This window comes from Rhizobium ruizarguesonis, assembly GCF_012349115.1.
Classification (GTDB): domain Bacteria; phylum Pseudomonadota; class Alphaproteobacteria; order Rhizobiales; family Rhizobiaceae; genus Rhizobium; species Rhizobium ruizarguesonis.
In genome coordinates this window covers 72,663-92,778 of record NZ_PQIG01000002.1, presented here as the reverse complement: position 1 = coordinate 92,778, position 20,116 = coordinate 72,663, and the positions used below count along the sequence as shown (strand labels likewise).

Sequence of the window (20,116 nt, the reverse complement as noted above, 5' to 3'; positions counted from 1 at the left end):
CTTGGGTGTTTCCTCCCTAGACTTAGCCGCGCTCACAAGCGCGGTTTTTTTTGGCTGGGAAGACGAAGGTCAGACGTCAGCGACATCGAAAAGAGATCTATTCGGCGGCCAGCGCCCGATCTCCGGCAAATTTCTCGACGTATTCCGCCATCTGCTGCATGAAGTCCGTGACGGCATCAGCCACCCCGGCGAAATCTTCGCGTTTCTCCAGCGTCAGCTCATCGACATAGATCGCCCGGTTCACCTCGATCTGCAGCGCGTGCAGGCCGCGCGAAGGCCGGCCGTAATGTTCGGTGATGAAGCCGCCAGCATAGGGCTTGTTGCGGATCGCAGCAAAACCCATTTCCTCGAGGATGGCGATGGCCGCGCGCGAAAGTTCGGCCGAAGCGCTGGTGCCGTAGCGATCACCAATGATGAAATCAGGTCGCGAAGTGCTGCCGGCGACGCGCACATTGCCGGGCATCGAGTGGCAGTCGATCAGCACGCCGAAGCCGAACTGCACATGCGTTCGCGCAATCAGCCGGCGAAGCGCCGCATGATAGGGCTTGTAGACCGCTTCGACACGGTCGAGCCCCTCCTGCACCGGCAGGCGCCGCGCATAGATCTCCATGTTCTCGGCGACGATGCGCGGAATGGTGCCGAGCCCGCCGGCGACCCTGAGCGAATTGACATTGGCATAGGGCGGCAGCAGCCCGTCGAACATCCGCGGATCGAGCTCGTAGGGCTCGCGATTGACGTCGAGATAGGCGCGCGGGAAGTTGGCCGCCAGGAGCGGCGCGCCGAGTGCGACGGCCGAGCCGAAGAGCTCGTCCACATAGTGATCCTCGGAACGGCGGATGGCGATGCCCTCCAGCCTGGACTGGGCAATAAATTCCGGTGGATAAATACGGCCGCTATGGGGGGAGTTGTAGACGAAGGGAATGGTCTGCGACACGGGCTCATGGACCTCAAAAAGCTCGTACTCGCGTATTTCCGGCACTTTCGGCCCTCTTTACCATGTCATGAACTGACTGCTTTGCCCATGTTGCCAGTTGCCCGGCCGCAAGTCCATACTATGTAGAAGGGATGGCGGTCAGGCACAGGCAATTCACCGGTTGTTTACCGGGTAAAGACTAGTGTAAACGGCTGGTAGCCCACCAAAAACTTATGGATCGCGGTCTGGATTGATGACTCAGAAGATACTTCTCGCCGAAGACGACAATGACATGCGCCGCTTCCTGGTGAAAGCGCTCGAAAAGGCCGGCTACAAGGTCCTTTCCTACGACAATGGCGCCAGCGCCTATGACCGGCTGCGCGAGGAGCCGTTTTCCCTGCTGCTGACCGATATCGTCATGCCCGAGATGGACGGCATCGAGCTGGCGCGCCGCGCCACCGAACTCGACCCCGACCTGAAGGTAATGTTCATCACCGGTTTTGCCGCCGTGGCGCTGAACCCTGATTCGAAGGCGCCGAAGGATGCCAAGGTCCTTTCCAAGCCTTTCCACCTGCGCGACCTCGTCGATGAGGTCAACAAAATGCTTGCCGCATAAGGCGTGACGAGCGGCGCGTCACAAAACTGAAAAAAGCCTATTGACGGCTCCGAAGGTTTTGTGATCTATGCGCCGCCATCGGATGGGCGTGTAGCTCAGCGGGAGAGCACTACGTTGACATCGTAGGGGTCACAGGTTCAATCCCTGTCACGCCCACCATCCGATCTCCCTGACATCGTTGATAAATCCCCCTTGGGGATTTTTTGATTCCTGAGCCTGGCACGTGCTCCAGATCCAGCACTTTGCGGAGCGAGGGCTTGCACGTGATTGGTCCGCGACCATGATCCGGGCCGGGGTTTCAATGGCTGTGGGTGGCCCCACACGTGGGAAATAGGGGGACGTATGACGCAAAGGACGCGGACACGTAAAGCAATATCCATAATCCTCGGCCTCACCCTGGTTGGGGCTGGCTTCTTCGGTTTCGGTTATATGCTGTTTCATGTCATCGAACCCATTAGCATCAAGTTTTGGCTGATTCCGATCACCATATTCGCGGCCGGGGCAGCAATCCTCTGGGACGACTTCAAAAGTTCCTAACGCCCTGTTCGACAGCCGTTCGACGCCGGGTAGGACCAAAATAAGTCACAGAACCGTGCCATTGCCTGACCATCCAGCGCATGGCCGATTCGCCGTCGCAGACAGATGGGGTTGAGACAGACAATGAGACTTTTCGCACCGGCAGCCGCCGCCCTTTTTTCCGCCGTCCTCGCCGTGCCCGCCTCTGCCGCGCCAGCCGCACCCGCCGAGACCTTTCCCGGTGCTCCCGGCGTCATTACGCTTTCCGGCAAATGCGCCAAGCTGGTCGTCGCCAAATTCGACGCCACCAAGGGCTGCAAGAACGAGCTTGCCAGCGTCACGCTGGCCAATGGCTTGGTGACCTTCATCTTCACTTCAGACGGCAAGGCGCTCGGCTTCCAGGGCGACGGCAGCGGCATCAAGCCCGCCTCCAATGGCAATGCCCGCCTGCCGCTCAGCCTCGTCACCACGGGCGTCGGCAACAAGATGACCGGAGAGGTCAAGGTCGCCGGCTTCTGCACCTTCGGCAATCCCTATGCCGGCAAGCCGATCGCGATCGAATGCACCGCCGAAAGCAAGGACTCCTCCTTCACCGGCAGCTTCCGCACCGGCGGCAAGCTGGTGAAAAAGGGTAAGTAGCCGGAGCAATTCCAGCAAAAGTGCGCAGCGGTTTTGCATCGATTCCGATTTAAGGAATTATGCAGTAGCCGTCAGGCGCACCAGGCGCTGCCGGCAGCCCCTGGTTTGCGTGCCAAGCCCTCGTTGATCAGCTGCACGCCAAAAGAGCGCCCGTCGCGCGAGACGACGCGCGGCGCGCCTGAGGGCTCGCTCTTGCCCGCAGCGTTCATGGTGAAGGGTCCGGCGTTCAGAAGCGCCAGCAGCCGCGACTTGGCGGCAAAGGCCACCCGGCGCTCGCCGTCACAGCGCGCCTGATCGACCACCGGGCTTGCCATGTCGGCGATCACGATCTTTTCGCCCTTGTACCAGAAGACGCCGCCGTCGCCGACGCAATTGATATGGGCGCCCTGACCGCAATAGCCGAAGGCGACTGTCCCGGTTTCCGAAACGGCAGGGGAGGCCGGGGACGGCACTGCCTTTATCGGCTGGATCATCGGCGTCGGGATCGCGGCCGGCGGCAGCGGCTGCGACTGAGGCACCGACGCTGCGGCTTTCGGCGTGGGGGTGGCAAGCGCCACCTGCTTCGGCGGTACGTCCTTCCTGACGACGGGCCTCGGCTCCGCCGTTTCCCGCGTGATCGACGCCGATTGCCTTGCAAGCATCGGCTGGATGCCCTTCCAATGGTCGTGGGCGACGATGCCGCCGATCGCGGCAATGCCGATCACCGCCCAGGGCAGCAATCCGCCACCGCTGCTGCGCGCTTTGCTCTTTCCTCTGGCCGGCGCCTTGCGGCGGCCGCGTGTCGCTGTCTTGGCCATCTGTCCGATTCCCGTGAGGCCGGGATTATCGCTGCCCAATCCTTTCCGAAAGGTTGGCGCGGCGACAGGATGATGTCCGGTTCGCCGATCTTTCCCTCGAATGACACGAAAACGCCTAGGTACATCGGTGGAACCAACGCGGCTGCCGAAACGCATGAGGAGAAAAAGCTGAACAAATTCCGCACTCAGACGTCAGCCAGCGAAAATTTCATCTGTTCCGAGGGAAAAATCCATGGATTGCATCATCGCCGACATGATGCCGGCGTCGCACATCCACTATCTCGTCATCTTCGCCCGGCTCTTCGGCGCTATCGTCTGCGGCGGCCTGATCGGCTTCGAGCGTGAGGCACGCCACTGCCCGGCATCATGCCGGGCGCTAATGTCGCTAATGTCAGCGTGACTGTCCGTTGGTCATTCGGAGCGCGCGGCCGAAGCATCGTTTTTCCCAACCGACGCCGTGCCGCCGACGGACGCGAGCGGCTTCTGCCGTTTGCCGATATTGATGTGCTCGTCCGCCGCCTCGCGGACAGCCTGCCATTCATTTTCGTGCCGGATGAAGATCTCGCGGGGCACAAAGTTGATCGTCATATGTTTCTCACCCTGTTTCAAATCTACCGTCAGCGCCCCAAAGAGGCTTCCGGAATAGCCGTTATTTCTTGGTCTCTGCATTGGCTTTCACGTCGGGGCCTTTAATGTCGAGACCACCCTTGGAAAGATCGGCACCGGTAACATGGGCCGGCACGTGAATGTCGTGATAGACACCGGGCGTCAGCGTCAGATCGACATGATGCGGCGGCAGCACCTGCGCCTTCTGCATGCGGTTTGGCTTCGCCCTCTTCATGCGGTCGGATGCCTCCGTGCGTTTATCGGGAACATGGGTCGAAGTGTGCATCATCGGCCTCCTTTTTTAAGCTCAACAGTGCCTAACGGGCGGGCATCAGGATGGTTCCAAAAAAATTACCCAATCTCGGCATGCCTGTCGGCCTTGACTGGCCCGGGAAGCCCATTACCTAGAGCCTATCCCGCAGCCTTCCAGACATCGGCTGACGGGGGAACTTTGGTGCCGGGCCCCTCTGGCGAGAGTTTTTACGGCGCTCTCGTGATGTCGGTACCGCCTGCAGCTTAGCCGGCGGATTTTTCATCGATGACCAAGCTCACCATGCCTGACCCGCGTGCCCGTTGTGGCGTGCCGCGTTTCTCCAATATATCCACTCTCTTCAACACGATTTGCGGCCGCGAGGTGCGGCCATGAATCAACCTCAGACCCCTAAATCCTCGCTCAGCTATTTCCGCTGGGCTTTCATCGTCACCGCCCTCGGCCTCGTTCTCGGCGCCGTACTCGGCTGGCAGACGACCGGCACGATCGGCGGCATGGCGACCGTCTTCTTCATCTGCACGGTGCTTGCGGTGCTGGAGATCTCACTTTCCTTCGACAATGCCATCGTCAACGCCAACAAGCTGAAGGAGATGACGCCGGTCTGGCAGAAGCGCTTCCTCACCTGGGGCATCGTCATCGCCGTCTTCGGCATGCGCATCGTCTTCCCGCTGGCAATCGTCGCGATCGCGGCACAGATCGGCCCCTGGGACGCTCTGGTGCTTGCCGCCCGCGAGCCGGCGGAATATGCCCGCATCATGAACGACGCACATCTGCCGATCGCAGCCTTCGGCGGCACTTTCCTGATGATGGTCGGCCTCAACTACTTCTTCAATCACGAGAAGCAAGTTCACTGGATCGGCGGCCTCGAAAAAATGATGGCGCGCTCCGCCACCATCAAGGGTATCGAGATCGCCTTCGTGCTGGCGCTGATGCTGGTCTTTTCCTGGCTGATCGGCGGCGAGGAGGCCACCGTCTTCGTCCATTGCGCCATCTACGGCCTGCTCACCTTCCTCGCGGTCGAGGTGGTCGGCGGATTGCTCGATGCTTCGCAGCAGACGATGAGTGCTGCCGCCAAGGGTGGCCTCGGCGCCTTCATCTATCTGGAGGTGCTGGATGCGAGCTTCTCCTTCGACGGCGTCATCGGCGCCTTCGCGCTGACGCAGAACCTCTTCGTCATCGCGATCGGCCTCGGCATCGGCGCCATGTACGTGCGCTCGATGACGATCATGCTGGTGGAGAAGGGAACGCTTGCCGAATACCGCTATCTCGAGCACGGCGCCTTCTACGCCATCCTGATCCTCTCGGTGATCATGTATGTGCAGACGCTGGTGCACATCCCCGAAGTCATCACCGGCCTCGGCGGCGCTGCGCTGATCGGCCTGTCCCTCTGGTCATCCATCCGCCACAACAGGCGCGAAAAGGTGGAGGGTCACGTCGCCCGGCAGGAGGAACTTCACGCCTGACGATGCAAGAAGCCGCAGTGTGCGACACTCTTGCAGATAAAAATAAAGCCCGCGACCATCCGGTTGCGGGCTAATTCATTCATGCATGACTTGGAGGTCTTAGCGGGAGACCTGATCGAAGGAGGTCGGGTCGATACCGAGTGTGGTGAGGTCGTTGGCGCGCGGACGGCGACCTGCTTCGACAGCAGCGCTGACGGCGTTTGCAGCCCCAAGGAGGGCGAATGCGCGGCCAAGGAAGCCAGTACGGACTGAATTGCGGAGTGCGGACATTGTCCTTTTCCTCTTGCTCTACGATTGACTGCTCATAGATGGCATCGCGCGTATGCCTCCACAATGCTCAGAAAATCACCTCAGCCATGCAAAAAACGGGAGGCCAGCGCATGTCTCCATGGCCAGCCTCGAGGAGGGGGTGGGTCGTCTTCTTATTTTAGTCTTCGTTTGCCGCCAGCTGCGACAGTACCTGTCCCCTGCCGCGAAGCCGCAGGATCAACGGGATGAGGAAGGCGGCCGCGGCAACGATGAGCAGACCCGCCGCGATCGGCGACATCACCAGCGTCGTGACATCGCCCTGGCTGATCGCCAGCGCCCGGCGCAGCTGCTGTTCGGCAAGCGGCCCGAGGATCAGGCCGACGACGGTAGGCGCGATCGGATAGCCAAAGAGCCGCATCACATAGCCGAGCAGGCCAAAAGTGAGCAGCATGCCGAGCTCGAACACGGATGGATTGGCGCCGATTGTCCCAAGCGTCGCAAACAGCAGGATGCCGGCATAGAGCCACGGCTTTGGAATGGTCAGCAACCGCACCCAGAGCCCGATCATCGGCAGGTTCAGCACCAAAAGCATCGCATTGGCGATGAGCAGGCTGGCGATCAGTCCCCAGACGAGCTGCGGATTGGTGGCAAACAGCAGCGGCCCCGGCTGCAAGCCGTATTGCTGGAAGCCGGCAAGCATGATCGCCGCCGTCGCCGTCGTCGGCAGGCCGAGTGTCAGAAGCGGCACCAGCGTGCCGGCGGCCGAGGCGTTGTTCGCCGCCTCGGGACCGGCCACGCCTTCGATCGCGCCATGGCCAAACTCTTCCGGGTTCTTCGCCAGCCGCTTTTCGGTCGCATAGGAGAGGAAGGTGCCGATTTCGGCGCCGCCCGCCGGCATCGCGCCGATCGGGAAACCGATCAGCGTGCCGCGCAGCCAGGGCTTCCACGAACGCGCCCAGTCCTCAGCGGTCATCCAGAGCGAACCCTTGACCGCCTCGACCTTCTCCGCGATCCGGTTGCCCTGCGCGGCGATATAAAGCGTCTCGCCGATTGCAAACATCGCCACGGCAAGCGTCGTCACCTCGACACCGTCGAGCAGGTCGGGAATGCCAAAGGAAAGCCTGGCCTGCCCTGTCTGCTGGTCGATGCCGACCATCGCGAGCGCAAAGCCGATGAATAGCGAAGTCAGGCCCCGCAAGGCGGAGTCGCCGAAAGCCGAGGAGACGGTGACGAAGGCGAGCACCATCAGCGCGAAATATTCGCGCGGCCCGAAGACCAGCGCCAGCTTGACGACATAGGGAGCGATGAACGCAAGCCCGAGCGTCGCGATCAGGCCGGCGACGAAGGAGCCGATCGCCGCCGTCGCCAGCGCCGGTCCGCCGCGCCCAGCGCGCGCCATCTTGTTGCCCTCGAGCGCGGTGACGATCGAGGCGCTTTCACCCGGCGTGTTGAGCAGGATCGAGGTCGTCGAACCGCCATACATGCCGCCGTAATAGATGCCGGCGAACATGATCAGCGAGCCGCCGGGATCGAGCTTGTAGGTGACGGGCAACAGCAGCGCCACGGTGAGTGCCGGGCCGATGCCGGGAAGCACGCCGACGGCGGTGCCAAGCGTCACGCCGACCAGTGCATAAACCAGGTTCATCGGCTGCATCGCAACCAGGATACCCTGCCATAGGAATTCGAATGTGCTCATCTTGGTGTCCCAAGCGGCCTTCCCGACCATCCGATTTCGGGGTCAGGCGCCGCGCAAAATCAAAAGAGCTGACAGCGCGTCCGCGCGGTCAGAAGAACAGATGTTCGAGCGGGCCGGCCGGCAGCGTCAGTTGCAGCAGCTGCGAGAAGATCGCCCAGACGACGAAGCTGAGGACGATGCCAAGCGGCAGCGAGATCCAGAGCTTACGCTTGCCGAAGCCGCGTGCCGTCAGCGCGAAGAGGATGCCGGTCGCGATCGAGAAGCCGGCGACGCGCAAAAGCAGCATCTGGCCGGCAAGACCGGCAACGATCCAGATGACGGGTGCGACTTCCTGCCGGTCACGTTCGGGAAAATCGCCGCGCCAGGCTTCGAAGGCGGTCCAGATCCCGAGACAGAAGAGGCCGAACGCCACCACTTGAGGCACTGTCGCAGGACCGATGCGGTCGTACTGCGCAATCGTTTTCAGATGCAAGGCATCCCAGGCCATCACGCCGGCGACGACGAAGAGGAAAACGGCAATGATGAACGCCGCCCAATCAGGGCGGCGCTCGGTTGCCGAGGAGGTGTTATCCTCGCTCATTGAACAAGTCCGATATCTTTGAGAATGCCTTCAGTGGCGGAGACATCCTTCTCGAGCTGCGCCTTGAAGGCGTCGCCGGACAGATAGGTGTCGGCCCAGCCCTTGGTCTTCAGAGTTTCCTGCCAGGTGGCGGAGCTGTGCAGCTTCTCGAAATCGGCGGTGACGCTTGCCACCTGCTCTGCCGACAGGCCGGGAGCAGCGGCAACCATGCGCCAGTTCTGGATGGTGACGTCGGTGCCGGCTTCCTTCAGCGTCGGGGCATCGACGCCGTCGATACGCTTGTCGCTGGATACGGCGAGAAGACGGAGCGTGCCGGATTTCACCTGCGATTCGAACTCACTATAGCTCGAGACGCCGGCCGTGACCTGGCCGCCGAGAATGGCGGCGAGCGCTTCACCGCCGCCGGAGAAGGCGACATAGTTGATCTTGGTCGGATCTACGCCCGAAGCCTTGGCGATCAGGCCGACGGCGATGTGGTCGGTGCCGCCGGCAGAGCCGCCGCCCCAGGAAACCGCACCCGGATCCTTCTTCAGCGCAGCGACCAGATCGGCCATCGTCTTGATCTCGGACGCGGCGGGAACGACGACGGCCTCATACTCGCCGGTCAGACGGGCGATCGGCGTGACGTCCTTCAGTGTCACCGGCGACTTGTTGGTGAGGATCGCGCCGACCATGACATAGCCGCCGACGATCAGCGAATTCGGGTTGCCGGCAGCCTGGCTGCTGAACTGCGCAAGGCCGATGGTGCCGCCCGCGCCGGGAACATTCTGGACCTGCACGTTGCCGGAGATCTTCTCCTGCTGCAGCGCGGTCTGCAGCGAACGGGCCGTCTGGTCCCAGCCGCCGCCGGGCGCGGCCGGCGCGATGATGGTGTAGTCGGCCGCATAGGCCGGCAGCGCGATAGTCGCTGCGAAAAGGGTTGCGATGAACGTATGCTTCACGATGTGTCCTCCGTCGGCGGCTGAGCGAACCACCTGTTGTTCTCTGGGAATCGGGAGGAATGGCCGGCCAGCGGACACACGTGTCCTGAATGACGAGCGGAATACCTCCCAAGGCTTCAACTCTCCGCCTCCACGGAGAAGAAGTAGCCAAAGCGACCACAACAACCTGTCATTTAGCTGACATCGGCGAGATATCCAGAAGGAGACGACACTTTTTTGCCGTAATTGGCAGGCGCCAATCTAAATCCCGGTTCTTCGCTGCCGATGGCAGGTGCATTACCCGCCGCCGAAGTACGGCTGCAGGGCTTTGTCTGGCGAGACTCCGGGCGCAGCGACCCAAAGCTCTCTAAGGAGAGCGAAGCCCACCGAAAGCGCCTTCACTGCGTCCGCAGAACCTCGTTCCAGTGCGCGATCAGCCGCGCCCGCTTCACCTGGTCAAGATAGACCATCAACCCGGGGCTGACCGGCACCGGCCGCAGTTGGGCGCCGAGCAGTTCCTGCAGCGTATTGGCGGTATTCTCCCCCGCGACTTCGGGGCTGACGGCCGGAATCTGCAGTTCGCGCGCCATGATCGTCTGCCCTTCTCGCGACATGAAGAAGGTGAGGTAACGCCGCCCTAGCTCCGGCTCGGCGGCCGCCTGCGGCACCAGTCCGATCCGCGACATCACCACCGTATAATCCTTCGGCAGCACGATGCCGACATCGGGATAACGCGAGGCCCAGTCGGCCGCATAGGAGCCGAGAATATTGTAGCCGAGCACGAAGCGCCCGTCGGCAACGCGTTCGAGAATCGCCGAACTCGTCGAATAAAGCTTGACGCCGGCAGCCCCCATCGCCCCGATCACCGACCAGATGTCGCCGAACTGCTCCTGGTCGCGCGCCATGAAAAGGAAGCCGACGCCGGAGCGCTCGATATCGTAGGTACCGATCCGCCCATGGACGTCGTTGCCCTTGCGCTTCAGATAATCGACGAATTCAGCCCGCGAGCTCGGCACCGGCTCATGCGCGAAGCTCGGCTTGTGATAGACGAACACCGCCGGCTCGAAGGTGAGCGCATAGGCGGTGTTACGCCAGTTCGCCCATTTCGGCCATGGCGCACTCATCGGCAGGTTGCTGACCTGCGCATATCCGTCGTTGGAAAGCTTCACCTGCAGGTCCATCGCCGAGGAAAAGGCGAAGTCCGCCGTCTTCTTGCCGGCATCCGTTTCCCGGACGATCCGGTCGTAGATGTCGCCGGTCAGCATGTCCTCATATTTGACCGCGACGTCGGGATTGGCCTCCTGGAAACCCCGGATCATCGGCCGCGCCAACGGTTCGTCGAGCGAGGAATAAACCGTCAGCACCGGCGCATCGGCGTTGCCCGATTTTGCCGGATAGAAGGCCTGATCCGCCAACGCAAAACCCGGCCAGAACGCCAGCAGCAAGATGAAAGCTCTCCTCATCCTGCAACAATGCCTGAGCACGCCGGGAGGAGCAAGGCCGCGACCGAGGCGGCACGCGGTGCGTGACGGGATCACAGTTCCCGCTCGAAGAAGAGCAGGATCTGTTCGAGCTCCGGCGGGACCTGATAGTAGGCATTCCGCTCCCGGAAGCCGAGGCGCCGATAGAGTCCCTGCGCTGCCGTCTGAAAAATGCCGGTGTCAAGCCGCATCGAGTGATAGTCGTCAGCTCTCGCCTGGGCGATCGATGCCTCGCAGAGCGCAACGGCAACACCATGACCGCGAGCGACGGCCGAGACGAAAAGCCTTTTCATCTCAGCAATGTCAGGCGCCTGCTCGTGATGCATGACGCAGCCGACAGGCTCTCCGTCGAGCCGCGCCAGGAAGATCGCGCCCTTCGGCCTTGCGTGAATCTGCGGCAGGTCGATGAGCAGCGCCTCGAATTTTTGCGGATTGTAATAGAGATCGATCACCGGCCGATGCTGGGGATAATTGTCATAGAGCCATTGCCGGAATGATCGGCAGAGATCCCGCACTGCGGCGATCTCTACCGGACCTTTCGCGAGCTCGATCGTCAACTCTCCCATCTGCCAAACCTCCCGATCCCTCGCCTCTTCTATCATGAACGTGTTGCGCGGTGGAGATCGAAGGCCGGAACTAGGAGGCGACCCACTCCATCAGTGCATTTTGAGCATGCAGCAGAAAGGCCTTGGCGGCACGGCTTCGGCAACTCGGCCGTCACCTCCTGGCCGCGCTTAACCGGCGGGCATGGCAGGAAGATCGCGTCCTCCCGCAACCGATCGAGCACATCGGTCCCGACCCGGTGGCCGGCAAGTGCATCGGCCGCGGCGTCGCCCGGCCATGAATCGGTGACGATGACGTCGGCATCCAATAGTTCGCCCATGTCGGTGCTCGCGCGGAAGCGCCCATCGAGCAGCGCGCTGTCTCGGACATGCCAGCGTTCGGGATAGACCTGCACCACCTCGATCGGCAGCGCAATCGACGCTTCGACCCAGGAGCGGAAGATATTCGCGTCCGCCGCCACGCCGGCTCTTGATATAGGCAAGGTCGCCGAGCGTCTCGCAAGGGTGGTTGGAACGCGTCCGCGCGTTGATGACAGGCACCGGCGAGACAGCAGCGACCGCCTTCAGTGTCGCAAGCTCCTTCGTGCGGATCACCAGCATGTCGAACCAGTTGCCAAGATAACCCGCAAGATCGCTGGTTTCCTCCCTGGTATTAAAGCTGATTGGTACATGCACGCAGATGCCGCCCATCGCCTGGATGCCGAGATCGAAGGCGGTCGTATTGCGCCAGCCGCCGTCGTCGACAATCAGCGCGACGCGTTTTCCCGCAAGGCTCTGCGGCATCGCACGCTCATCCCAGGCGCCGGCGAGCTCGCCGGCGCGAGCGACAATCGATCGAAGCCCGGCCTCCGGAATATTATGAAACTCCAGAAAATTTCGGGCCGAAGCTGTCATCCAAAACCTCTCTTGCGCATGAAACGTCGCCACAATAACCTGCGCCGGTCTCACGGCAACGGTTGAAGCAAGCGCAAATCACCATTTCGTCCGTGTTGTTTCCCTCGCGATTCGTCTTCTAAGTTATGCCATTAGGTCCGGCTCAAGCCCTAAATCCATCGGCGATCGGTTTCATGATGCCGATTCCAGAAGCATCGGCCAAAGCTGAACACTGCCGCCTTCTCCGGTTAGAATCCCATTTTCATCACAAAGGATTAGGGACGACCGCCATCCTTCACCCATTTAGAGTATTGATGAAGATCGACGACGTTATATGGTCGCGCTGCCGCGTTAAAAACGTCGAGACCGCCCGAATTTATTATTCGGGGGACGACTCTACGCGACAAAAACTCTATAAAAAGCTAGACTAAACTGGGAAGATCCATGGGAGGGGTCATGGAACGACGACTGAGCGCTATTCTTGCTGCAGACGTCGTCGGCTACAGCCGGCTGATGGGCATCGATGAATCCGGCACGTTGCAGGCGCTGAACCGCCATCGCTGCGAGCTGGTCGACATTCGTATTTCAGACTACAAGGGCCGGATCGTCAAACTCACCGGCGACGGCATCCTTGCCGAATTCCAGAGCGTGGTGAATGCGGTCGCCTGCGCCGCCGAGATCCAGCGCAGCATGGCGGCCCGTAACGAGAACGTGCCCAAGGACGAGCGCGTCGAATTCCGCATCGGCATTAATCTCGGCGACGTCGTGGTCGAGAACGGCGACATATTCGGAGATGGGGTCAATCTCGCCGCCAGGCTTGAGCGTATCGCAGCGCCGGGCGGCATCGCCGTGTCGGCCTCGGTGCGTGACCAGGTCGGCTCGCGCCTCAATCTCGGCTTCGAATTCATCGGCGAACATATGCTGAAAAACATCAGACAACCCGTTCAGGTCTATACCGTCAGCTTGGCGCCGCCTTCCTCCGCCAGATTGGTCGCGCAGAACCGCAATACCTGCTTCATCGCGGTGCTGCCCTTCACCAATATGAGCGGCGATGCCGACCAGGATTATTTCTCCGACGGCATCACCGAAGACATCATCACCGACCTCTCCAAGATCTCCAGCCTGCACGTCGTGCCGCGCAATACCATCTTCACCTATAAGGGCATATCGGTGAAGGTGAAGCGGCTGGCCCAGGAGCTTGGCGTGCGCTACGTGCTTGAGGGAAGTGTGCGCATCGTCGGCAATCGCGTGCGCATTTCCGGTCAGTTGATCGATACCGCCAATGGCGACCATCTCTGGGCCGAGCGTTACGACCGCGACATGACCGACATCTTCGCTATCCAGGACGAGATCACCCATGCGATCGTCGGCCAGTTGAAGGTGCGTCTGTTGCCGGAAGAGAAAAAGGCGATCGCAACTGAGCCGACCGCCAATGTCGAGGCCTATACCTATTATCTCAGGGGCCGCCAGCTCTCCCACACCTGGACCAAATCCTATCTCCAGCTCGCAAGGCGCATGTTCTGCAAGGCGGTCGAGCTCGATCCGGATTATGCCCGCGCCTATGCCGGCATCGCCGATTGCGACGCGGCGATCCGCGATTGGGCACCTGACGACGTGCCGCTGAGGCGCATCCTCGACATGAGCGCCCGTGCCCTGGCGCTTGATCCCGACCTTCCCGAAGCCCACGCCTCCCATGGTCTCGCTTTGCATCAGAGCGGCTATGACGATAGGGCGGCGGCGGCCTTCGAACGTGCCCTGGCGCTCGACCCGAACCTCTTCGAGGCGAATTTCCATTATGCCCGGTTCTTCTTCATGCACGGCAACTTTGCCGAATCGGTGCAATATTTCACCCGCGCCGCCGCAATCCGTCCGGACGACTATGTCTCACCGATTCACCTGATGTCCGCCTACCGCTCGCTCGGCCGGGTGCTGGATACGGAAAACTGGGCGCGCCTCGGCCTGCTGCGCGCCGAACGCGCCCTCAACCTCAATCCGGAAAATTCCGGCCCCGCCCATCGCGGCGCGCTGGCGCTTGCCCACATGGGCGATGCGACAAGGGCACGCGACTGGGCGGCTCGTGCGATCGCCATCGATCCCGACGACATCGTCGCGCAGTATAATCTCGCCTGCGTCTATTCCGTTCTCGGCGACGTCGACCAGGCGATCGATCTGCTGGAGAAGCTGCTACCGAACAGCTCCGTCTACCATATCAAATGGTTCGACAATGATTCCGATCTCGACAACATCCGCGACGATCCCCGCTTCCGGAAGCTGCTCACCGCCGCAATGATGCAGCGCGAACGGATCGAAAGGACCGGAAGCTAACGCCGGTCTTTCCCGGCGTTCACCCAATCTTCAAAATCGCTGTGACATCGCTTCAGCACCTCTGTAATCTCCTATGAAAACAGGGGAAACATCCGTGCGCATCCTGCTCACCGAAGACAATATCGCGCTGGCCGACGGCCTGTCGGCGATCTTGCGCGGCACGGGCCATGCCGTCGATGTCGTCCATGACGGGGCGTCTGCCAATGCGGTCATCGCCGCGGAAAATTTCGATCTGGTGATCCTCGACCTCAACCTGCCCGAGATGGACGGACTCGACGTGCTGCGCGCCATGCGCGCCCGGCAGAACCAGGCGGCCGTCCTCATCCTGACCGCGCGCGGCACGCCGGAAGAGCGGGTGAAGGGGCTCGATCTCGGCGCCGACGATTATCTGATCAAGCCCTTTGATATCGCCGAATTCGAAGCCCGTGTGCGCGTGCTGCTGCGCCGCCAGGCCGGCCTGCGTTCGGCGACGGTCAGCTTCGGCGGCATCTCCTTCGATCTCAATTCCCGCACCTTTTCATCGGGCGCCACGCCCCTCGATATTCCCGCCCGCGAACTCGGCCTGCTCGAAATTCTCTTCATGCGGGCCGGCAAGGTCGTCGCCAAGGAGGCGATCATTCAATCGCTGACGGCCTTCGACGACGACATTTCCGCAAACGCCATCGAGCAATATGTCAGCCGCCTGCGAAAGCGCCTCTCGCCGCACGGCCTGACCGTGAAGACTGCCCGCGGCATCGGCTATTATCTCGACAAGCTGCCCGAGGCCTCATGAAAGCCGCCTATTCCCTCAGACGCCGGCTGCTTTTCTGGCTGCTCGTCTCCACAGCCGTCATCGGCACGCTGGCACTCGCCGATACCTATCGCGAGGCGGTCCAGACATCGAACATCGTCTCCGACCGCGTCCTCGCCGGCTCCGCGCTGGCGATTGCCGAACGCGTCGTCGTCGCCGAGGACGGCACGCTGCAGGTCGATATCCCCTATGTCGCACTTGAGATGCTGACCTCGGCCGCGCAGGATCGCGTCTTCTACCGCGTCGACGGCCCGCCGGGCAAATTCATCACCGGCTACCAGTCCTTGCCGGTCCTGAAGAAGACGCCGGGCGATGCGGCCGCCTTCGCCGACGATACCTTCCGCGACGAGCCGATCCGCATCGCCACGCTCGAACGCTCGGCCTCGACGGGCATCCGGTCCGTGCCCTTTGTCGTGACGGTCGCCGAAACCACTATCGCCCGCCGGCAGTTGGCGCAGGCGATTCTCGTCCGCTCCGCACTCCGCCTCGCCTTCATGATCGCGGGCGCGGCCGTCATCGTCTGGATCTCGGTCACGGTGGCGCTCCGCCCGCTCTACAAGCTCGGCGACGCCATCGGCGAACGCAGCCCCGATGACCTGCATCCGATTAAGCAGACCGTACCGAGCGAGGTTGAGCCGCTGGTCGAAACGGTGAATTCCTTTATGGTCCGCCTGCAGTCGGCGCTCGATGCGCTGCGCCATTTCACCGGCAATGCCAGCCACCAACTGCGCACGCCGCTGGCGATCATCCGCACCCAGCTTGCCCTTTCCGCCCGCGCCGGCTCGCTTAATGAGGCGCAGGCAGCAGCGCTGAAGGGCGATCAGGCCGTGGCGCATGCCGAGCGCATCCTTGCCCAGCTTCTCCTGATGGCGAAGATCGACGCCGCCACCGCCAAGGAGGCGCTGACTGCCTCCGCCATCGATCTTGCCGCCATCGCTCAAGAAATCACCGGCGAGCAGATCCCGACGGCCGCCGTCGCCGGCATTGATCTCGGCTTTGAGGGCGAAAGCCCGGCAATGGTCCGCGCCGAGCCGCTGCTGATCGGCGAAATGCTGCGCAACCTTGCCGGCAATGCCATCGCTTATGCCGGCAAGGGAGCTGAGGTCACCGTCCGCATCATCGCCGCGTCAGAGACGATCCGCCTCGAAGTCGAGGACAATGGCCCCGGCATTCCGCGCGAGAAGCTGGCGGCGGTGCGTGGGCGTTTTTCGCGCGGCAATGAGACAGGTGCACCGGGTGCCGGCCTCGGCCTGCCGATCGTCGATGAAATCGCCAATCTTTTCAACGCCGCCCTGACGCTGGAGCCGGGCAAGGACGGCAGGGGCCTGAAGGCTGCCGTCACATTTACCAAGGCGGCGTAAAGCCGTCGGCCCCTTGACCTTCCACCTTGCTTTCTTTCGCTGCATTGCACACAGTGCTTTTTGGGAACAGCAAGCCGCACGACGATGCGCGCCGGATAAAAAGAAATATGTCGATCAAAGCCAGTATCTATCATCTGACGCACTACACCTATGACAAGCCGGTCCGTCTCGGCCCACAGATCATCAGACTGAAACCTGCCTCGCATTCGAAGACAAGGGTGCTCAGCCACTCGCTGAAGGTCACGCCCTCCAACCATTTCGTCAACCTGCAGCAGGATCCTTACGGCAACTACCTTGCCCGCTACGTCTTCCCGGACCCGGTGACGGAGTTCAAGATCGAGGTCGATCTCGTTGCCGACATGACGGTCTACAATCCCTTCGACTTCTTCGTCGAGGAAGAGGCGACCAAATGGCCCTTCGGATACCCTGAAACGATCCAGGAGGATCTGTCGATCTACATGACGCCGGAGCCGGCCGGTCCGCGCCTGAAGGCGCTGCTGCCGACGCTCGACTGGTCGCCCGACCAGCCGACGGTCGATATGATCGTCGGCCTGAATGCCCGTCTGCAGCGGCAGATCGGCTATGTCATCCGCATGGAAACCGGCGTGCAGACGCCGGAAGAAACGCTGGAAACTGCCAAGGGCTCTTGCCGCGACACCAGCTGGCTGCTCGTCCAGATCCTTCGCCATCTCGGCCTTGCCGCCCGCTTCGTCTCCGGTTACCTCATCCAGCTGACGCCGGACCTGAAGGCGCTCGACGGCCCCTCCGGCACCGAAGTCGATTTCACCGACCTGCATGCCTGGGCAGAGGTCTATCTGCCCGGCGCCGGCTGGGTTGGCCTCGATCCGACGTCCGGCCTGCTGACCGGCGAAAGCCATATCCCGCTTGCCGCAACGCCGCATTACCGCAACGCCGCACCGATTTCCGGCGGTTATTTCGGCGAGGCCGAAACCGAATTCGCCTTCGACATGAAGGTCTCGCGCGTCGCCGAACACCCGCGCATCACCAAGCCCTTTTCCGATGAAAGCTGGGAGGAGCTCAACGAACTCGGCGAGAAGGTCGATCGTGTCCTCGAGGCCGAGGACGTGCATCTGACGATGGGCGGCGAACCGACCTTCGTTTCGATCGACGATTTCCAGTCCGAGGAGTGGAACACCGCCGCCGTCGGCCCGACCAAGCGCGAAAAGGCCGACATCCTGATCCGCAAGCTGCACGAACGCTTCGCCCCCGGCGGTTTCCTGCATTATGGCCAGGGCAAATGGTATCCGGGCGAAAGCCTGCCGCGCTGGACCTTCTCGCTTTACTGGCGCCGCGACGGCAAGCCGGTCTGGCAGAACCTCGATCTGGTCGCCGCCGAAGGCAAGGATACCGGCGTCAAAGCCGAGGATGCCGAAAAGCTCCTGACGGCAATCGCAAAGGAGCTGGCGATCAAGCCCGATATGGTGCAGCCGGCCTATGAGGATCCTGCTGACTGGATCATCAAGGAAGGCAGCCTTCCCGAAAACGTCGACCCGGCGAATTCGAAGCTGAAGGATCCCGAGGAACGCAACCGCATCGCCCGCGTCTTCGCCCGCGGCCTCACGACCCCGACCGGTTACATCCTTCCGGTTCAGGCATGGAATGCCAAAGCAGCGCAAAGCCGAGTCTGGGTCAGCGAGAAATGGCGCACCCGACGCGGCAAAATCTTCCTCGTCCCGGGCGACAGTCCGATCGGTTACCGTCTGCCGCTCGGCACACTGCCCTATGTTCCCCCGGCGCGTTACCCCTATATTCACCCGGCCGATCCGACGATCCCACGCGAACCGCTACCTGATGTCTTCGTACCGGCTGGCCGGGCAATGCCGGAAGCCTCCTTCCATGCCGACGAGAGCAATCGCGGCCGGGTCGAACAGACGCTCGGCGAACTCCGCGGCGCTGTGCGCACCGCCATGTCGGTCGAGCCGCGCGACGGCAGGCTCTGCATCTTCATGCCGCCGGTCGAGCGCATCGAGGATTATCTCGAGCTGATAGCCGCCGCCGAAAACGCCGCCGCCGAGCTCAAGCTTCCCGTCCATATCGAAGGTTACCCGCCACCGCAGGACGAGCGCATCAACGTCATCCGCGTCGCCCCGGATCCCGGTGTCATCGAGGTCAATATCCATCCGGCCTCCAACTGGAAGGACTGCGTCGACATCACCACGGCGATCTACGAGGAGGCGCGCGCCACCCGGCTCGGCGCCGACAAGTTCATGATCGATGGTCGCCATACCGGTACTGGCGGCGGCAACCATGTCGTCGTCGGCAGCGCCAATCCGAACAACAGCCCCTTCCTGCGCCGTCCCGATCTCTTAAAGAGCGTCGTCCTCCACTGGCAGCGTCACCCCTCGCTCTCCTACCTCTTCTCCGGCATGTTCATCGGCCCGACCAGCCAGGCGCCGCGTATCGACGAGGCTCGTCACGACAGCCTCTACGAGCTGGAGATCGCCATGGCGCAGATCGGAGCCCCCGGCCGTGGCCAGCAGCCGCTGCCCTGGCTCGTCGACCGCCTGTTCCGCAATCTTCTGACCGACGTCACCGGCAACACCCACCGCGCCGAGATCTGCATCGACAAGCTGTTCTCGCCCGACGGCCCGACAGGACGGCTCGGCCTCATCGAGTTCCGCGGTTTCGAGATGCCGCCGAACGCGCGCATGTCGCTTGCCCAGCAATTGCTGGTGCGCGCGCTGATCGCCCGCTTCTGGGTCAATCCCGTCGACGGCAAGTTCGTCCGCTGGGGCACGACCCTGCACGACCGTTTCATGCTGCCACATTTCGTCTGGGCCGACTTCCTCGACGTGCTTGCCGATCTTCGCGAAAACGGCTTCGACGTCAGCCCGGAATGGTTCAAGGCCCAGCTCGAATTCCGCTTCCCCTTCTGCGGCGAGGTCGAATACGAGGGCTCGAAGCTGGAACTGCGCCAGGCGCTGGAGCCCTGGCATGTCATGGGCGAGGAAGGCGCGCCGGGCGGCACCGCCCGTTACGTCGACAGCTCCGTCGAACGCCTGCAGGTGCGGCTCGAAACCGACAATGCCTCGCGTTATACCGTCACCTGCAATGGCCGCACCCTGCCGCTGACGCCGACAGGTACGTCGGGCGTGTCGGTCGCCGGTGTCCGTTACAAGGCGTGGCAGCCGGCCTCGGGCCTGCATCCCGTCCTGCCGATCAACACACCTTTGACTTTTGACATTTATGATACATGGTCGAAACGTTCGATCGGCGGCTGCATCTATCATGTTGCCCATCCGGGTGGCCGGACCTATGACACCTTCCCGGTCAACGGTAACGAGGCGGAAGCAAGACGGCTCACCCGGTTCGAGCCGTGGGGGCATACGGCGGGCGGATACATTCCGCGCGTCGAGACGGGTTCGCCGGAATTTCCGCTGACGCTGGATCTGAGGCGGCCCGCCGGGGTTTGAGGCCGAGGGTTTGAGGCTTAAGT

18 protein-coding genes, 1 tRNA gene and 2 pseudogenes are annotated in these 20,116 nt (G+C 62.1%); 10 read left to right on the top strand and 11 right to left on the bottom strand.

Going from position 1 to position 20,116, the window contains the following annotated elements:
• Positions 1 to 97: 97 nt before the first annotated feature.
• Positions 98 to 979, bottom strand: a complete 882-nt coding sequence (locus C3Y91_RS01845) for an N-formylglutamate amidohydrolase (protein WP_024322333.1) — start codon at positions 977 to 979, stop codon at positions 98 to 100.
• A gap of 187 nt (positions 980 to 1,166) precedes the next feature.
• Here C3Y91_RS01845 and cpdR1 point away from each other — a divergent pair, with 187 nt between their 5' ends.
• The 4 genes from cpdR1 to C3Y91_RS01825 all read left to right on the top strand — a co-directional run bounded on the left by cpdR1 (position 1,167) and on the right by C3Y91_RS01825 (position 2,684).
• A complete protein-coding gene (cpdR1, locus tag C3Y91_RS01840) occupies positions 1,167 to 1,529 on the top strand; it encodes a response regulator CpdR1 (RefSeq protein WP_003542883.1) in 363 nt (120 codons plus the stop codon).
• 84 nt (positions 1,530 to 1,613) lie between these two features.
• Positions 1,614 to 1,688, top strand: a tRNA-Val gene (locus C3Y91_RS01835).
• A gap of 183 nt (positions 1,689 to 1,871) precedes the next feature.
• Positions 1,872 to 2,066, top strand: coding sequence for a hypothetical protein (locus tag C3Y91_RS38500; RefSeq protein WP_018072808.1), 195 nt, complete (start codon positions 1,872 to 1,874; stop codon positions 2,064 to 2,066).
• A gap of 123 nt (positions 2,067 to 2,189) precedes the next feature.
• Positions 2,190 to 2,684 (top strand): hypothetical protein, encoded by a 495-nt coding sequence (locus tag C3Y91_RS01825; protein ID WP_024322332.1) that lies wholly within the window; start codon positions 2,190 to 2,192, stop codon positions 2,682 to 2,684.
• A 71-nt stretch (positions 2,685 to 2,755) separates the two neighbouring features.
• Here the strand turns inward: C3Y91_RS01825 and C3Y91_RS01820 are convergent, their stop codons facing one another.
• The gene (locus tag C3Y91_RS01820; protein ID WP_075224480.1) at positions 2,756 to 3,481 is read right to left on the bottom strand and encodes a hypothetical protein; all 726 of its coding nucleotides are present in this window, start codon (positions 3,479 to 3,481) and stop codon (positions 2,756 to 2,758) included.
• Positions 3,482 to 3,713: 232 nt separating this feature from the next.
• Between C3Y91_RS01820 and C3Y91_RS01815 the strand changes: the two are divergent.
• Positions 3,714 to 3,878 (top strand): annotated as a pseudogene (locus C3Y91_RS01815) (MgtC/SapB family protein); the annotation flags it as partial.
• A gap of 14 nt (positions 3,879 to 3,892) precedes the next feature.
• Here C3Y91_RS01815 and C3Y91_RS01810 read toward each other — a convergent pair.
• Complete coding sequence (locus C3Y91_RS01810) at positions 3,893 to 4,069, bottom strand: hypothetical protein (RefSeq protein ID WP_165410336.1); 177 nt, start codon at positions 4,067 to 4,069, stop codon at positions 3,893 to 3,895.
• 61 nt (positions 4,070 to 4,130) lie between these two features.
• Positions 4,131 to 4,376 (bottom strand): hypothetical protein, encoded by a 246-nt coding sequence (locus C3Y91_RS01805; protein WP_024322330.1) that lies wholly within the window; start codon positions 4,374 to 4,376, stop codon positions 4,131 to 4,133.
• A gap of 353 nt (positions 4,377 to 4,729) precedes the next feature.
• On the opposite strand from C3Y91_RS01805, the gene C3Y91_RS01800 reads away from it, so the two are divergent.
• Positions 4,730 to 5,821: a DUF475 domain-containing protein gene (locus C3Y91_RS01800; RefSeq protein ID WP_075224406.1), complete on the top strand. Its 1,092-nt coding sequence runs from the start codon at positions 4,730 to 4,732 to the stop codon at positions 5,819 to 5,821.
• A gap of 99 nt (positions 5,822 to 5,920) precedes the next feature.
• Here the strand turns inward: C3Y91_RS01800 and C3Y91_RS01795 are convergent, their stop codons facing one another.
• From C3Y91_RS01795 to C3Y91_RS01765, 7 genes and pseudogenes are all read right to left on the bottom strand, one after another.
• Positions 5,921 to 6,091: a hypothetical protein gene (locus C3Y91_RS01795; protein WP_165406139.1), complete on the bottom strand. Its 171-nt coding sequence runs from the start codon at positions 6,089 to 6,091 to the stop codon at positions 5,921 to 5,923.
• Between the two features lie 157 nt (positions 6,092 to 6,248).
• Positions 6,249 to 7,766 (bottom strand): tripartite tricarboxylate transporter permease, encoded by a 1,518-nt coding sequence (locus tag C3Y91_RS01790; RefSeq protein WP_024322328.1) that lies wholly within the window; start codon positions 7,764 to 7,766, stop codon positions 6,249 to 6,251.
• A gap of 88 nt (positions 7,767 to 7,854) precedes the next feature.
• Positions 7,855 to 8,346: a tripartite tricarboxylate transporter TctB family protein gene (locus C3Y91_RS01785; RefSeq protein WP_018072799.1), complete on the bottom strand. Its 492-nt coding sequence runs from the start codon at positions 8,344 to 8,346 to the stop codon at positions 7,855 to 7,857.
• On the bottom strand, positions 8,343 to 9,287 hold the full coding sequence (locus tag C3Y91_RS01780; protein ID WP_018483552.1) for a Bug family tripartite tricarboxylate transporter substrate binding protein: 945 nt from the start codon (positions 9,285 to 9,287) through the stop codon (positions 8,343 to 8,345). The genes C3Y91_RS01785 and C3Y91_RS01780 overlap by 4 nt, the downstream gene beginning before the upstream one ends.
• Positions 9,288 to 9,664: 377 nt before the next feature.
• Positions 9,665 to 10,711, bottom strand: a complete 1,047-nt coding sequence (locus tag C3Y91_RS01775; protein ID WP_018072797.1) for an ABC transporter substrate-binding protein — start codon at positions 10,709 to 10,711, stop codon at positions 9,665 to 9,667.
• An 89-nt stretch (positions 10,712 to 10,800) separates the two neighbouring features.
• Positions 10,801 to 11,313: a GNAT family N-acetyltransferase gene (locus tag C3Y91_RS01770; protein WP_024322327.1), complete on the bottom strand. Its 513-nt coding sequence runs from the start codon at positions 11,311 to 11,313 to the stop codon at positions 10,801 to 10,803.
• A gap of 70 nt (positions 11,314 to 11,383) precedes the next feature.
• Positions 11,384 to 12,204, bottom strand: a pseudogene (locus C3Y91_RS01765) (ornithine carbamoyltransferase).
• 435 nt (positions 12,205 to 12,639) lie between these two features.
• Here C3Y91_RS01765 and C3Y91_RS01760 point away from each other — a divergent pair.
• From C3Y91_RS01760 to C3Y91_RS01745, 4 genes are all read left to right on the top strand, one after another.
• Positions 12,640 to 14,508, top strand: coding sequence for an adenylate/guanylate cyclase domain-containing protein (locus C3Y91_RS01760; RefSeq protein WP_024322325.1), 1,869 nt, complete (start codon positions 12,640 to 12,642; stop codon positions 14,506 to 14,508).
• Between the two features lie 94 nt (positions 14,509 to 14,602).
• The gene (locus tag C3Y91_RS01755; protein ID WP_017967883.1) at positions 14,603 to 15,280 is read left to right on the top strand and encodes a response regulator; all 678 of its coding nucleotides are present in this window, start codon (positions 14,603 to 14,605) and stop codon (positions 15,278 to 15,280) included.
• Positions 15,277 to 16,659 (top strand): sensor histidine kinase, encoded by a 1,383-nt coding sequence (locus C3Y91_RS01750; protein ID WP_024322324.1) that lies wholly within the window; start codon positions 15,277 to 15,279, stop codon positions 16,657 to 16,659. Before C3Y91_RS01755 ends, C3Y91_RS01750 begins: the two co-directional genes overlap by 4 nt.
• Positions 16,660 to 16,766: 107 nt before the next feature.
• Positions 16,767 to 20,093 carry a transglutaminase family protein gene (locus tag C3Y91_RS01745; protein WP_024322323.1) on the top strand — a complete coding sequence of 1,109 codons (3,327 nt, stop codon included), beginning with the start codon at positions 16,767 to 16,769 and terminating at the stop codon, positions 20,091 to 20,093.
• The last annotated feature ends 23 nt before the right edge of the window (positions 20,094 to 20,116 follow it).